A 14995-nucleotide genomic window follows, 5' to 3' on the forward strand; every position below is an offset into this window, starting at 1 on the left:
TAGATTGACGCCAGGTGAGAGAAAGAGCCATGCATAGATGAAGTGCAATATACGCTGACCAGTCAGGCCTGCGTTTGCTGTACATAAGCACAATCTTTGACGCAGTCAGGCGCTGCCATCCCCCCGGAAGACTCTGGCCGGTACAGCACAATACGGTTTCTACCGCCGCGCTTGGCCTGATACATCGCATGGTCGGCATCATGCAGCACGCGCTCGGCATCGGTGTAGGCACGATCCCCCAGCAATACCCCGATGCTGGCCCCCACCTGAGCCTGATCCGCACCCAGTACGACGGGGTGGCGCAGTTCGGCCAGCAAGCGCCTAGCCAGATGCAACACCGCCATGGGCTGCGCACTACCGGTCAACAACAAGGCAAACTCGTCACCGGACAAGCGTGCCAGCGTGTCGTTGCTGCGTACACACGCACTCATGCGTAAAGCCAAGGCTTGCAGCAAAGCATCGCCCGCAGCATGACCAAAGCGGTCATTCACCGCTTTAAAGCCATCAAGATCGATAAACAGCACGGCAAACTGCAAACCATCGCGCTGCTGCTGGCGCAATGCCTGCTCCAGGCGGTCATGAAACAGATTGCGGTTCACCAGCCCGGTCAGCGTGTCATGAAATGCCATATGGCGGATCTGGTGCAAAATGGTCTTGCGCTCGGTGATGTCATCCAAATGCAAATGCAATAATTTGCACCCGTTTTGTAGCAGCACCGTCGCAGTGGCATCACAATCAAATACCGAACCATCCGCCCGACGAAAACGACATTCGCAGCGTTTGGTGTCTCCAGCACTCCCCCCCTCATCCAGCATCGTCAGTAACTGCACGGTACGCGTATCGGTCGGGTCCAGCATCTCGGCCAAAGAACGGCCAAGTAGCTGCTGCGCCGAGCGCTCATGAAATAACAGCACCGCACTGGCATTGATTTCACAGGCCAGACCGCCGCGCAACAGCAACATGCCGTTAATAGAGCTGGCAAAAACAGAGGCAAAACGCTGCTCGCTCTCATCCCGCTCATGCAGCATCCGGTTTTTGTCGTCAATCAATTCATTGATGGCGCCGGCAAGATCGGTCACCTCGTCGCGGCCATCCAGCATCAGACGCTCGACCGGCCCCTCCCCCCGGATGCGCCGAATAGCCATCAGCAGGTGGTGTAAACGACGGCCTACCCGGAATTGCAAGAGGTATAAGGCCAGCAGCCCGATCAGCAAAATACCGGCAATCGATACCAACGCCATGGTATTGATGTTCGAGATGGCCAATGCCGACACCTCACGCCGGGCGCTGCGCCCCAGCAATAAAGCTGGCTTATTGTCCAGATTGCGCACGGCGATCCAGCTCTCGATACGGTGCTCGCCCGGTAGCACCAAAACATCCCCGCCGGGCATTTTTTGGGCGACCCACGCGGTTACCTCATCGGGCAAATCGCGCGAAGTCACAGACAGAATTCGCGTGTCACTGGAGAAAAACGTCGCCTTATTGCGTAACAGTATCTTATCCGCGCGCACCCCCCACGCCATATAGCCGGATGGAGTGCCCTTCGCCGCCGTCGGCCTTACCGGCGTCAAAATGATGTAGTACGCCCCGATAGGCAGTCGTACCACACCGGACAGCACCGCACCATTGGATGTCGTCACCAGTTGGAATAGATGACGGCCAAACTCGCTATCGGCAACCAGACCCTTCACTAGCCAGGATGGGTTGTACACCATAGTCTTGGCGGTGTTTTCAACCGAGAGCAGCATTAAGCCTTCGGCATTGAAAAATGCCATGAAATCGATGCCGATATCGCTAAAGCGCTTGGGTGAGAACATCCCGCGCAGAATCTCGGCATTTCCACTCCGGATAAACCGGTCAGTTTCATCCCAGTTGGCCCAGTCTGAAGCCGAACGATTCAAACCATAGGCACTTTCCAGAAATACATCACGGGTATGGATAGCTGCATCCTCAGTCAGACGGCGTTCAGCAGCATCAAAAGAAGGGATAAGCAGCACGCGCCCCAGCAGCCAGATCAGGATGGCCAGTGCCATACACGACGAGGTCAGGATCAGTGCCGTTTTTCGGGCAAGCGGACCCGGCAGCCATGAGCGTTCCCAGCGCATCTACACCCCTCAGAATATCGTTAACCTTGCCGTTGCATCCATGACGTGACCGCATCTTCACGAAGACAAAAAGACTCTACACCAATGCTTTCGTCATTGTCGATTGGCTACAAAAAATAAATACCCACACCTACCGCAAGGTGTCTTATAAAAGATACCCGTTAATAAACAGCCTTCCCGCTACTTAGCCGAAGATCCAGCACGGCCAAGACCGTATCTACGGTCTGCTGGCGCACGGCTGCACGATCGCCGGCAAAGTGGCGTACAAAGGTCTCGATGCCATCGGGCCCGGCCAGCGCCAGCCATACCGTCCCCACCGGTTTATCGGGCGAGCCGCCGCCGGGGCCGGCGATACCGGACACCGCGATGCCCCAGTCGGCTCCCGATACCCGGCAGACCCCCGCAGCCATCTCGCGCACGGTTTGCTCGCTCACCGCACCATAGTTGTCCAGCGTCTGTGGCTGAACACCCAATAGCCCCACCTTTGCCGCGTTGGCGTAGCTGACCACGCCCCAGCCAAACCAGGCGGAGCTGCCGGCGATATCGGTGAACGCGGCGGCAATCAGTCCGCCGGTGCAGGACTCGGCCGTGGCAACGGTCTGGCTCTTGGCTAACAAGCATGCGCCTATGCGGCGGCACAGCGCTTCAGTGTTCATGCAATTGCCGGTAGTGATGGATCAAGCCCGTCGTCGAACTGTCATGCATACCGACGCCTTTGGCCGGATTAAGTTCGGGCAGGATGGTGCGCGCCAGTGCTTTGCCATACTCGACCCCCCACTGGTCGAAAGAATTCAGCCCCCAGACTGCGCCTTGCACAAACACCTTGTGTTCATACAAGGCAAGCAGCATGCCCAGGCTGTGCGGTGTCACCTTGTCCAGCGCCAGCGTATTGCTGGGCTGATTACCTGGGAAGGTCTTTTGTGGCGCCAGCATGTCCAGCGTTTCGCCATCCATGCCGGCCAGTTCGGCCATGGCCTCGGTGCCGGTCTTGCCGCGCATCAGCGCCTCGGTCTGGGCAAAGGCATTGGCCACCAGCACCTGATGCTGGGCCGCATCGTAATGCCCCTGCATCGGCACGATAAAATCGCACGGCACCAGACGGGTTCCCTGATGCAGCAACTGGAAGAAGGCGTGCTGGCTGTTGACGCCCTCTTCGCCCCAGATCACCGGCCCGGTATCGAAATCGAGGCGCTCGCCATAGCGACCGACCCGCTTGCCGTTGGACTCCATATCCAGCTGCTGGATATGGGCCGGCAGACGGCGCAGGCCATGATCGTAAGGCATGATGGCGTGCGTATGTGCGCCATAAAAGGTGTTGTACCAAATGCCGATCAGCGCCAAGAGCACCGGCATATTGGCCTGAAACGGCGCATTGAAAAAATGCGTGTCCATTTCGTGCGCGCCGGCAAGTAATGCGTCGAAACATTCGGGCCCGACCGCCAGCATCACCGACAGCCCCACGGTAGACCATACCGAATAACGCCCGCCTACCCAGTCCCAGAAGCCGAAACGGTTGGCCGCATCGATGCCGAAACCGGCAACGGCCGCTTCATTGGTCGATACCGCGACAAAATGCTGGTCTATGGCCGCTTCGGATACGCGTTCGACAAACCAGCGCCGTGCCGCCTGCGCATTGAGCAGGGTTTCCGGCGTGGTAAACGATTTGGACGCGATGATAAACAAGGTGGTGGCCGGGTCCAGCGTGTCCAGCGTGCGCGCAAGATGGGCCGGATCGACATTGGACACATAATGCAGCTTCGGTCCGCCTTGGGCATAAGGTGCCAGCGCTTCGGTCGCCAACAGCGGCCCCAGATCCGAGCCGCCTATGCCCAGATTGACGACATCGCTCACCGCACGTCCGTCGTGACCGCGCCACGCACCTGAACGCACGCGCCGGGAAAAGTCGCGAATGCGCGCAAGTTCTTCATGGACGTCAGCCACGATATTGCGGCCTTCGACTTCAAGTACCGCATCCTTGGGCAGGCGCAAGGCGGTATGCAGCACCGCCCGGTTTTCGCTGACATTAATGCGCTCGCCGGCACGCATGCGCGCCATCCAGCCGGACAGGTCGGCTACGTCGGCCAGCTCCAGCAGCAACTCCAGCGTGCGCTCGCTGATGCGGTTTTTCGAGTAGTCGAGCAGCAAGCCATCCAGCTTGAGCGAAAAGCGCTCAAAACGCTGCGGGTCGGCCTCGAACAGTTCGCGCATGGGTACATGGCGCGTGGCGCGCTGGTGCTGGTGCAGTTTGGCCCACACTTGCGAGGCATTGATGTCGTTGAAACAGATAGCAGCCATGGATCGGATTCAGCCAAAAATGAAAAAAGGGTGACGCATCACCCTTTTGATTGTTGTATGCAAAAAGATTATTCGCGGATGAAATTTTCGCGATAGTAGCGTAGTTCTTCAATGGATTCCATGATGTCGGCCAGCGCCTCGTGCTTGCCTTTTTTCACTACGCCCTTGTAAACATCAGGCTTCCAGCGCTTGCACAACTCTTTCAGCGTAGAGACATCCAGATTGCGGTAGTGGAAATAGGCTTCCAGCTTGGGCATCCAGCGCGCCATAAAACGGCGGTCCTGGCCGATGGAGTTGCCGCACATCGGTGTGACGCGTTCGGCCACATGCTGTTGCATAAAGGCCAATAGCGCCGCCTCGACTTCAGCCTCGCTCAAGGTGGATGCACGCACGCGCTCGGTCAGGCCGGTGCGGCCATGGGTCTTGGTATTCCACTCATCCATGCCGTTCATGACCGCATCGCTTTGATGCACGACATAGACTTCGGACTGGTCCAGCACATTGAGCTGGCTATCGGTCACTACCATCGCCACTTCGATAATGCGGTCGGTGTCAGGTTCCAGCCCGGTCATTTCCATGTCGAGCCAGATGAGCTTGTTCGGATCTTGTGCCATACTTGCCAGCTTTCTATAAAGATTGCCTATTCTCCGTGATTGCCGCGCGTTCGGCAAACGGCACCGCCCATGACAGCACCCCTTTTTCACACCCTGTTTCTTGCTGCACTGGCTGTAAGCCTGTGCTTGCGCCTGTTTCTGGCGCAGCGCCAGATCGCCCATGTGCGCGCACACCGCAACGCGGTTCCGGCCGCATTCGCCAGCAGCATCCCGCTAGCGACCCACCAGCATGCAGCCGACTACACCATCGCCAAAATGCGCCTGAGCATGGCCTCCAGCCTGTTTGATGCCTTGTTGCTACTGGTGCTGACGCTAGGTGGCGGTTTGCAGTATTTATGGCAGACAAGTGCGCTTGCCGGTCTGGAGGCACTAGGCCAAGGTCTTGTGTTTGTTGCGCTGACCACACTGCTAAGCGCGCTGGCCGGCCTGCCCTTTACCCTGATTTCGACCTTCGGCATCGAGGCGCATTACGGCTTTAACAAGATTACGCCGCGTCTTTTCATGAGCGACCTGCTGCGCAGCACCTTGCTGTCGGTGCTGCTGGGCCTGCCGCTACTGGCGCTGGTGCTGTGGCTGATGCAGGGCGCCGGTACACTGTGGTGGCTATGGGTATGGCTGGTCTGGGCCGGCTTCAGCCTGATTTTGCTACTGGTGTACCCGACTTTCATTGCCCCGCTGTTTAACCGTTTCCAGCCGCTTGACGATAAGGTGCTGGCCGCACGCATCGACCAACTGCTCAGCCGTACCGGTTTTAAAAGCCAGGGCATTTTCGTTATGGATGGCTCGCGCCGCTCCAGCCACGGCAATGCCTATTTCACCGGCTTTGGCGCGGCCAAGCGCATCGTGTTTTTCGACACCCTGCTGGGCACGCTAAGCCATGCCGAAGTTGAAGCGGTGCTGGCGCACGAGTTGGGCCACTTCAAGAAAAAGCATGTTGCCAAGCGCATGGCGACGACCTTTGCGCTGGCGCTGGGTTTTTTGTTTATCTTGGGCCAGTGTCTGACCAACTTCTGGTTCTATCAGGGCCTGGGGCTCAGCAGCCAGAGCCATGCGATCGCCCTGGTGTTGTTTTTCATGGTGATGCCGCTATTCACCTTCCCGCTGACGCCTTTATCCAGCCTGCTGTCGCGCAAGCATGAGTACGAGGCGGATGCGTTCGCCGCCGGCGAAACGGCGGCCAGCGACCTGATTTCGGCACTGGCCAAGCTCTACCGCGACAATGCGTCCACCCTGACGCCAGACCCGCTTTATTCGGCTTTTTACGACTCGCATCCGCCGGCGGCGCTGCGTATCGCCCATCTCAAAGGATTACCCGCATGAAACTGACCGACCGCTCTTGCAGCGAGAGCTATACCGCGCTGGATGCCAACGATTTGCTGATCCATCTGCAGGATTTGCCCGGCTGGCAGTTGCTGGACGGCGCGCTGGTGCATAGCTGGCACTTTGCCGACTACTACCGCACCATGGCCTTTGTGAATGCGCTGGCTTTTATTGCCCATCAGGAAAACCACCATCCGGATTTGTCCGTGCATTTCAACCGCGTAGTCGTGCGCTTCTCCACCCATGACGCTGACGGCATCACCTTGAATGATGTCATCTGCGCCGCCAAATGCAGCGCGCTCGCAGGCGCACACGCATGAAGGCGACCGGACAGATTATCCGCAGTTACGGCCGCCGTTTTATCGTCGAATGTGGCGACACCGAATACGACGCCACGACCCGGGCCAAACGGGTGGACTACGCCTGTGGTGACTGGGTCGACATCACCATACAGAATAAAGAGCAGGCGGTCATCGAGGGCGCGCAGGAGCGGCGCAGCCTGCTCTACCGTCAGGATGACTGGAAAACCAAGGTCATCGCCGCCAATGTGACGCGCATCCTGTTTGTATCGGCCGCCGTACCCTCGCCCAGTGAAGAACTGCTCGGGCGCTGCCTGATCGCGGCCGAAGCCGCCGATATCGATCCGGTCATCATCGTCAATAAAAGCGATCTGCCGGAAACGGCAGCATGGCTGAAGAAGCTCGAGCTGTATCAGCAACTGGGCTATCAGGTCGTGGTGCTGTCGGCACTGGAAAACGCCGATGCCATCCGCCCCTTCCTTGAGGGGCATACCTCGGTACTGGTCGGCCAGTCCGGCATGGGCAAGTCAACGCTGACCAATGCCCTGCTGCCGCATGTGAATGCGCGCGTAGGCGACATTTCCACCGCACTGGATACCGGCCGCCACACCACCACCCATGCCGCGCTCTATCATCTGGATGAAAACAGCCAGCTGATAGACTCACCCGGCTTGCAGGCCTTTGGTCTGGCTCATATTGCCGCGACTGATTTCATTTACTACTTCCCCGAAATGCGGCCGCTTATCGGTCAGTGCCGCTTTCACAACTGCTCGCACCGCAACGAACCGGATTGTGCAATCAAGGCCGCCGCCGCACGCGGCGATATCGCCCCGCACCGGCTGGAGCTGTTTCAGCGCCTGATCAGCGGCAAGCTGGACTAAAAAAACGGGCTTCATGCTGTCATGAAGCCCGTTTTTTTTGCACTGCCGGCGTCAAGCCTATTTCCAGCGCCTGAGCAGTAGGGAATTGCTGACGACAGACACCGAACTCATCGCCATTGCCGCGCCGGCAATCACCGGATTTAACAGGCCGAATGCCGCCAGCGGAATCCCCAGCGTGTTGTAAATAAAGGCAAAAAACAGGTTCTGGCGGATCTTGGTCAGCGTGGCACGCGACAGGCGGATGGCGTCCAGCAGGTGTAGCAGGTCGCCATGCATCAGCGTCACATCGGCCGCCTCTATCGCCACATCCGAGCCGGCGCCCATGGCAAAGCTTGCATCGGCGACGGCCAGTGCCGGCGCATCATTCACCCCGTCGCCCACCATTCCGACCTTGAGGCCGGCCTTTTTATAGGCCTCGATTTCGGCCGCCTTGTGCTTGGGCTTGACCTCGCCCTTGAATTCGCTGATGCCGGCCTCCTGCGCAATGGCAGCGGCCGTGTCCTGATTATCCCCGGTGAGCATCACCACCCGGATACCCAGCGCCTGCAAACCGGCCACCGCAGCACGCGAAGACGGCTTGAGCTTGTCGGCAATGGCCATAAACCCCGCCAGCTCGCCCGCGATGGCCACCGCCACCACCGTGCACCCCTGTCGCGCCCAGGCTTGAGCGGCTTCGGGCAGCGCCACGCCTAGCCAAGCCGGCTCCCCGATCTTGACTTGCCCGACTCCCTCAACCTCGGCCAGCACCCCTTGGCCGGGCAAGGCTAAAAAACCGTGACTGGCCGGCAGACTCAGGCCGCGCGCCTGTGCCACCGCCAATAGCGCGCGCGCCAGCGGGTGTTCGGAGCCGGCCTCGACGGCGGCAGCCAAAGCTACGACCTCGTTTTCGCTGCGCGCGCCTGCGATCACGCCGGCCAGTTCAGGCCGCCCCTCGGTCAGGGTGCCGGTTTTGTCCAGCACCACCAGGCCCAGGCGGCCGGCGGTTTCCAGCGCCGCTGCATTGCGAAACAGAATGCCGCGCCGCGCCCCGTTGCCTATGCCCACCATCACCGCCGTTGGCGTCGCCAGACCCAGCGCGCACGGGCAGGCGATCACCAGCACCGCCACCGCATGCACCAGCGCCTGCGTCCAGCTGCCCATGAGCCAGCCCGTGGCGGCAAAAGTCAGCATGGCTATCGCCACCACCACCGGCACAAACACACCGGAAATCACATCGGCCAGGCGCTGTATCGGTGCTTTCGAGCCTTGCGCCTCGCGCACCAGCTTGACGATCTGAGCCAACTGGGTACGCCCCCCCACCCCGGTGGCGCGGATTCTGACCATCCCGTCCTGGCTCTTGCTGCCGGCAAACACTTGCGCGCCTTCTGCTTTGACCAGCGGCAGGCTCTCGCCGGTGAGCAGGCTTTCGTCAAAGCTGGCCTGGCCGGACAGAATCACCCCATCCACCGGCACATTTTCACCATTGCGCACCACCACGATATCGCCGGCGACCAGCTCGCTGACGGCGACGTCGGCAAAACCACCATCGCGCTCGACCCGGGCCTGTTTGGGCGCCAGACGGATCAGCGCCTCAATCGCACCGCTGGTTTTGCCCTTGGCACGCGCTTCCATCAATTTACCCAGCAGCACCAGCGTAATCACGGCGGCACTGGCTTCGAAATACACATGCAGATGCGTCAGCCCAGCCAGCGTGACCCAGGCCGAAAAACCCCATGCCATGCTGGTGCCCAGCGCGACCAATACATCCATATTGGCACCGCCACCGCGCAAGGCGCTATACGCCCCCTTGTAAAAGCGCCAGCCGACATAAAACTGCACCGGCGTAGCCAAGAGCAGCTGCAAAGAGCGCGGCAACCAGCCGTGATGCTCGCCGGCGAGCATGGCCAGCATCTCCAGCAAGAAGGGCAAGGTCAGCAGCAAGGACAAGAGGAAGATTTTCAGCTCATGCCGGTACTGCGCCGCATGGCGAACTTGGGCGGCATCGTTGTCGGCCTCATCCGTCAGCGCACGCGCGCCATAACCGGCTTTTTGAATGGCCGCAATCAGGGCACCGGTGCTTTGCGTCCCCTCGGGAAAATGCACTTGCACCGTTTCACTGGCAAAATTGACGACCGCCTCCACCCCGGGCAGGCGATTCAATACCTTTTCGATACGCGTGGCACAGGATGCGCAGCTCATTCCCTCCAGCGCCAGCTCCATCGAAGCCTGCGGTACGCTAAAACCGGCCTTGGCAATGGCTTGCGTAACGGCGGACAAGGTTTGCTTGTCGGTGTCCAGATTCAGCTGCACGCTTTCGCTGGCAAAGCTGACACTGGCATCGACCCCGTCCAGCCGCCCCAGCACTTTTTCTATCCGCGTCGCGCAAGCGGCGCAGCTCATGCCGTCTATGGGCAAGGTCAGGGTTACGGTACGCATGGCAACACTCCAAAAAATAAAGCCCACCGCATGGGTGGGCATGATCCAGACTTCACTAAATATGATCAGCTTCGATACAACACCGGCGCCCTTATGCGCACTCAGACTGTCTGGCGCCTATGCTTGCGCTGCGCTGCTCCGGCATTTTCTCACCCGGCTGCCCGCTTTTGGCAATCAGTACGACCCCGCCTATCGTCAGCACAGCACCCGCCAGCTGCAAGCCCGACAAGCTTTCGCCCAGTATGCCCCATCCCATAAACAGCGTCAGTACCGGCCCTAATGTGCTGACCGAAGCCGCACGCCCGGCGCCCAGCAGCCGTATGGCCTGACTCAGCGCCCAGACGGGAAACACGGTACTGAATAATGCCATAGCCAAGGCGATGATATACACCTGAGGCGGTAAAATCAGCGCCGACCAGGCGCTGGTAAAAGCAAAATGCAGCATGACCGCTATGCAAGCGACAAGAGAGGCAAAGGCGGCAAACGCTGTTGCACCAATGCGGGCAAGCCATTCGCCAGAACCTGCCACATACACAGCATAGGCTAACATGCTGGCGCCGACCCACGCGACGCCGGTCCAGACCTGATCATTGGCCTTTGCTGCAGACAGATCATGCTGCAAAGCCAATGCCGCACCGGCGTAGGCCAGCACTACCGCCAGCCAGACACGCTGCGGATAACGCTTACCTAAAAACAAGACCGAGATGAGCAGCACCACCGTGGGATAAAGAAACAGCAGCAAGCGCTCCAGTCCGGACGAAATATATTGCAAGCCAATAAAATCAAACAAGCTGGCAAGATAATAACCGCACAATCCCAAGACAATCACGGCCATCGTTTCCTGTCGCCCCATGCGCCGCAAAGCGCCTTGACGGATAGAGGCCCAGGCCATGATGGCAAAAAAAGGCAGCGCAAACAGCATGCGCAGCATCAGTAGCGCTTCGGCACTGGCGTGATAGCCAAAGCCCAGTTTGACAAAAATAGCCTTGGCTGAAAACCCGGCGGCGGATAAAACGGCCAACAGTAAGCCTTTGTTTTTTGCGAAGGCGGCTTGATCCATCATTACCTTGAACCCGTTCATGAAATATATGAATATGCTTGCTTTGAAGCCGTCATTATGCGCAACGCGCGCTGAACCGGCCTCTGTCATTGCCATAGCAAGCTTTCACTAAAACAGAAGGGTATCCATGCGATTGGATTTGGTAGACCTGCGCTTTTTCCTGTTACTGGCTGAAAGTGGCAGCCTGAGCACAACCGCCTTGCGCTTCCCCATGGCGCTATCGGCGGCGAGCCAACGGCTGAAAAAACTGGAAACGCTCTATGGGCTGACTCTGGTTGAGCGACACTCGCGGGGCATCACGCTAAGTGCAGCAGGCGAGCTATTACTCGCGCATGCGCGCAAACTGATACAAGCGACGGACAAGCTGGAAGATGAACTGATCGAATTGGGGCAAGGCAAATGCCGAGCACTACGCATCGCAGGCAACACCATGGCGTGCCATGTTTTCCTGCCGGAAAGACTGGGCGATGTGCTCGCGCATGAGCCGGAAATGGACTTACTGCTTAGTGAGGCACCCAGCCATGAAATCATTGGCCAGCTTGAACAAGGTTCGATCGATATCGGCATTCTGGACGGCAGCATGGGCATCAACCAGCTCAGCACACTGCCGTTTGCCCGCGACCGGCTGGTACTGGTTTGTGCCGCTTCGCACGCCTTGGCGGGCAGGACCAGCCTGAAGTTTGCCGAGGCTCTGGATCAACCATTTGTCGGCTTATCCGAAAGCAGCGCCATGCAGCGCTTTTTGCAAGACATGGCCAGACTCAAGGGAAGTACGCTGCATATACGCGTGCGCATGCCCAACTTCCAGACTCTAGCCAATATGGTAGGGCAAGGCTGCGGCTTGGGCATACTGCCGACCAAAAGCGCACAACAACTGGCACCGCTATACGGGCTACGCATTATCCGGCTAGAGGATCACTGGGCCGAGCGGGAGCTGAAAATCTGTTTCACGGACTGGCAAGAGCTACCCGCGCATGGCCAAAAACTGGTGCAAGCTTTGCTTGAGGGGGACATATCAAACCCATCAAAACAAGCCGGCCTTATGTAGAAGATTCCAGCTTGCCAACCCCAAAGCGGTCATCAATAGCGACCCCAGCACATGGCTACTGACGGCAAACATCGCCCACAATGGCCGACCCTGTTGCAGCAATGAGGTCACTTCGACCGAAAAAGTCGAAAATGTGGTCAGCGCCCCCAGAAAGCCCGTCACGACAAACAAGCGCCAGTGCGGGGCAATATCGGCATGGGCAAAGTAGGCAATCGCCAGACCGATCAGATAGCCGCCCAACAAATTGGCAACGAGTGTGCCCGGCGGTAGAAGCGGAAAGTGGCGGTTTAACTCGCTCAGCCCCCAGCGGGACAAGGCCCCCAGACTGGCTCCGCAGCAAATGGCGATGACTTGTTTCATGACTTGTTCTGCCTGAAAAAGCGTTCAAGTTTATTCATGCATGAAGCGCGTGAAAAGAAAAAAGACCAAACCTCGCACAGAACTGATCAAATAAAAGAACCTAAAGCAGGTCAAGCTTGATGCATGTCAAATAGATGCAACAATGTGTCGAGTAAATTACCAGAAAACGCTATCGACATAATATAAGATTATAAACAACGCACCCGGATAAAACGGGGGCAATAAGACAAACCCCAAGGAGTGAATAAATGACTAGTCGTAGAACTTTCCTGCTGAAAGTAATCCCCGCTGCCGGTGCACTGGCCGTACTTGGCGGCAAGGCCATGGCCGCACCCGCTGCCGTAGTAGAAACCGACCCGCAAGCCATCGCGCTGGGCTACAAGGTGAATACCGCCAAAGTCGACAAGGCCAAATTCCCCAAACACACCGCCGACCAGCACTGCGGCAATTGCCAGCTTTATCAGGGCGCAGCCACTGCAGCCACGGCGCCTTGCGCCATTTTCGGCGGCAAACTGGTTGCCAACAAGGGCTGGTGCAGCGCTTGGGTCAAGAAAGCCTGATATATCCCGCCCAAGTAAAAAACGGACCATCAGGTCCGTTTTTTACTTGGGCTTCCCTTATTTCTAGCCCTGTCCGACGCCATTTGTCGTGACTCCCGCAGCTGAAGAGCCTGGCTATTTTCAATACCCTTGGCTTGCAGCAGCATGACCCACCCTCGAGATAGCGAGCCCGATATGGTGCATAAAGCGGTCTTACCCGCCCGTTTGTGACATAAAGCGCACGATTTTGTCCGGCGCCTCGTTAAAATGATGGCGTTCGGGCTTGGCGGCGATCGCCGCACGAATAGCAGTCAACAACTCATTGTCGCTCGCCCCCTCACGCAGCAGGCTGCCTAGCGCCACGCTATCGTTCTGTCCCAGACACAGGTAAAGCGTCCCGTCCACGCCCAGACGCACCCGATTGCAGGCCGCGCAAAAATGGCGCGACATCGGCGTAATCACGCCGAAACTCATGCCGCCATCGGCGCTGGCCCAGTAACGGGCCGGCCCGGACCCCTGCCCCAACACCTGTGGAATCAGCTGGTATTGTTGTGCAATGCGCTCGCCCAAGGCCGTTACATCGATGTAAGCCGCCTGGCGTCCGGTGTCGCCTATGGGCATGGTCTCGATCAGCCTGAGCACAAAGCTGTGTTTCAAGGCAAAAACCAGCAGCTGTTCAATCTCGGCCTCGTTCACCCCGGCCTGCACCACGGCATTGAGTTTAACCGGTGCAAAGCCGGCCGCCCGCGCCGCCAGCAGCCCCTCCAGCACTTGGGGCAGACAGTCGCGCCCGGTAATCTGGGCAAAACGTGCCGCATCCAGCGTATCCAAGCTGACATTGAGCCTTGTCACACCGGCCTCTTTCAGCGCACGCGCATGGCGGGCAAGCTGGGTGGCATTGGTCGACAAAGACAGGTCTCGCAGCCCCGGTAAAGCGGTGATGCGCATCGCCAGGTCCGTCAGATTGCGCCGCAACAAGGGCTCGCCACCGGTCAAGCGCACTTTGGAGACGCCAAGACCGACAAACAGGCCGATCAGGCGCGCCATCTCCTCGTGCGAGAGCCAGTGCGCCGGTTCCTCGAACCCTTTAAAGCCTTTGGGCAGGCAGTATGTACAGCGCAGATCGCAACGATCAGTCACCGAAACGCGTAAATAATCAATGCGGCGGCCAAAACCGTCGATCAGTACCCTATTGTTTTCAGGCATTACCATCACAAACCCCGAACAAGTATGCTGCGCACTGTGCCACCCTAGCGAGAAACATGCCATAGGCACGACAAACTAATCCTTATGCCATCGTTTATTGCGTAAGCGACAAATCCGTATCCGCAAATACCATTCCACTGCTTTGGCCCAGCGCTACCATAGCCATGCTGTTAACAATGCTGGACAATGGCGGCAGACCCAAAAACTGGAATACCATGTCTTCGCCTTTAGCCCTGACCCCGCCGGACAAAACCCATATCGCCACCTTGCCGCCTTTTGCCGGGCTGACACTGGATCGCATCACGCTGGTGCGTTGTCGCGATAGCGCAGAAGCCGCCTTGCAGGAAATGCAACAACATCAGGCACTGGGCTTTGATACCGAATCGCGGCCCACCTTTCACAAGGGGCAAAACTCGGAAGGCCCGCATGTCTTGCAGTTTTCCAGTCTTGACCGGGCCTGGCTGTTTCAAAGCCATTACCATGACAGTCTGCCGGCCGCATTCGCGCTATTGCAATCGCCACATATCGCCAAGGTCGGTTTCGGACTCAAAAGTGACCTTGGGCACTTGGGCAGCCGCTTCGGCATCGTTCCGCAACACATCATCGATCTGGACCGCAGCTTTCGCGCTCAAGGCTATCGCCAGCAAATCGGCGCCAAAACTGCCATTGCGATGTTGTTTGGTCAGAAACTGGCCAAATCCAAGCATATCAGCACCTCCAACTGGGCCAGCAAAGAGCTGGCCGAACGCCAGTTGCTGTATGCCGCCAACGATGCCTATGCCGCCATTTGCGTGCATCAGGCCTTGCTGGAAGCCGGACTGATGCACGCACCGCGCTAAGAGCGTGTTCACGA

At 58.4% G+C, this 14995-nt stretch carries 14 protein-coding genes; 6 read left to right on the forward strand and 8 right to left on the reverse strand.

Annotated elements, in window-relative coordinates; translation table 11 throughout:
• Positions 1-62: 62 nt before the first annotated feature.
• The 4 genes from M3P88_RS07915 to orn form a co-directional block, all read right to left on the reverse strand.
• A complete protein-coding gene (locus M3P88_RS07915) occupies positions 63-2105 on the reverse strand; it encodes a sensor domain-containing diguanylate cyclase (protein ID WP_249615505.1) in 2043 nt (680 codons plus the stop codon).
• Between the two features lie 161 nt (positions 2106-2266).
• Positions 2267-2761, reverse strand: a complete 495-nt coding sequence (locus tag M3P88_RS07920; RefSeq protein WP_249615506.1) for a CinA family protein — start codon at positions 2759-2761, stop codon at positions 2267-2269.
• A complete protein-coding gene (gene pgi, locus M3P88_RS07925; protein ID WP_249615507.1) occupies positions 2751-4400 on the reverse strand; it encodes a glucose-6-phosphate isomerase in 1650 nt (549 codons plus the stop codon). The genes M3P88_RS07920 and pgi overlap by 11 nt, the downstream gene beginning before the upstream one ends.
• Positions 4401-4468: 68 nt before the next feature.
• Positions 4469-5014: an oligoribonuclease gene (gene orn / locus M3P88_RS07930; protein WP_249615508.1), complete on the reverse strand. Its 546-nt coding sequence runs from the start codon at positions 5012-5014 to the stop codon at positions 4469-4471.
• A 69-nt stretch (positions 5015-5083) separates the two neighbouring features.
• Here orn and M3P88_RS07935 point away from each other — a divergent pair, with 69 nt between their 5' ends.
• From M3P88_RS07935 to rsgA, 3 genes are read left to right on the forward strand one after another with little or no spacing between them, the layout of a single operon-like run.
• A complete protein-coding gene (locus M3P88_RS07935) occupies positions 5084-6334 on the forward strand; it encodes a M48 family metallopeptidase (RefSeq protein WP_249615509.1) in 1251 nt (416 codons plus the stop codon).
• The gene (locus M3P88_RS07940; RefSeq protein ID WP_249615510.1) at positions 6331-6654 is read left to right on the forward strand and encodes a 4a-hydroxytetrahydrobiopterin dehydratase; all 324 of its coding nucleotides are present in this window, start codon (positions 6331-6333) and stop codon (positions 6652-6654) included. Before M3P88_RS07935 ends, M3P88_RS07940 begins: the two co-directional genes overlap by 4 nt.
• Entirely contained in the window at positions 6651-7514 is an 864-nt protein-coding gene (gene rsgA, locus M3P88_RS07945) for a ribosome small subunit-dependent GTPase A (protein ID WP_249615511.1), read from the forward strand. The genes M3P88_RS07940 and rsgA overlap by 4 nt, the downstream gene beginning before the upstream one ends.
• 57 nt (positions 7515-7571) lie before the next feature.
• Here the strand turns inward: rsgA and M3P88_RS07950 are convergent, their stop codons facing one another.
• Both M3P88_RS07950 and M3P88_RS07955 read right to left on the reverse strand, forming a co-directional pair.
• Positions 7572-9929: a heavy metal translocating P-type ATPase gene (locus M3P88_RS07950; protein WP_249615512.1), complete on the reverse strand. Its 2358-nt coding sequence runs from the start codon at positions 9927-9929 to the stop codon at positions 7572-7574.
• Between the two features lie 91 nt (positions 9930-10020).
• The gene (locus M3P88_RS07955; protein WP_249615513.1) at positions 10021-10950 is read right to left on the reverse strand and encodes a DMT family transporter; all 930 of its coding nucleotides are present in this window, start codon (positions 10948-10950) and stop codon (positions 10021-10023) included.
• 166 nt (positions 10951-11116) lie between these two features.
• Here M3P88_RS07955 and M3P88_RS07960 point away from each other — a divergent pair, with 166 nt between their 5' ends.
• A complete protein-coding gene (locus tag M3P88_RS07960) occupies positions 11117-12037 on the forward strand; it encodes a LysR substrate-binding domain-containing protein (RefSeq protein ID WP_249615514.1) in 921 nt (306 codons plus the stop codon).
• On the opposite strand, the gene crcB is transcribed toward M3P88_RS07960, so the two are convergent.
• The gene (crcB, locus tag M3P88_RS07965; RefSeq protein WP_249615515.1) at positions 12014-12397 is read right to left on the reverse strand and encodes a fluoride efflux transporter CrcB; all 384 of its coding nucleotides are present in this window, start codon (positions 12395-12397) and stop codon (positions 12014-12016) included. The two genes, M3P88_RS07960 and crcB, sit on opposite strands and share 24 nt — an antisense overlap.
• Before the next feature lie 248 nt (positions 12398-12645).
• Between crcB and M3P88_RS07970 the strand changes: the two genes are divergently transcribed.
• Positions 12646-12957: a high-potential iron-sulfur protein gene (locus tag M3P88_RS07970; RefSeq protein ID WP_249615516.1), complete on the forward strand. Its 312-nt coding sequence runs from the start codon at positions 12646-12648 to the stop codon at positions 12955-12957.
• A 192-nt stretch (positions 12958-13149) separates the two neighbouring features.
• On the opposite strand, the gene moaA is transcribed toward M3P88_RS07970, so the two are convergent.
• Positions 13150-14148, reverse strand: coding sequence for a GTP 3',8-cyclase MoaA (gene moaA / locus M3P88_RS07975; protein ID WP_249615517.1), 999 nt, complete (start codon positions 14146-14148; stop codon positions 13150-13152).
• Between the two features lie 209 nt (positions 14149-14357).
• Between moaA and M3P88_RS07980 the strand changes: the two genes are divergently transcribed.
• Positions 14358-14981, forward strand: a complete 624-nt coding sequence (locus M3P88_RS07980) for a 3'-5' exonuclease (RefSeq protein ID WP_249615518.1) — start codon at positions 14358-14360, stop codon at positions 14979-14981.
• Positions 14982-14995 lie beyond the last annotated feature (14 nt).

The sequence above is a fragment of the Craterilacuibacter sp. RT1T genome, assembly GCF_023502145.1.
Lineage (GTDB): Bacteria > Pseudomonadota > Gammaproteobacteria > Burkholderiales > Chromobacteriaceae > Craterilacuibacter.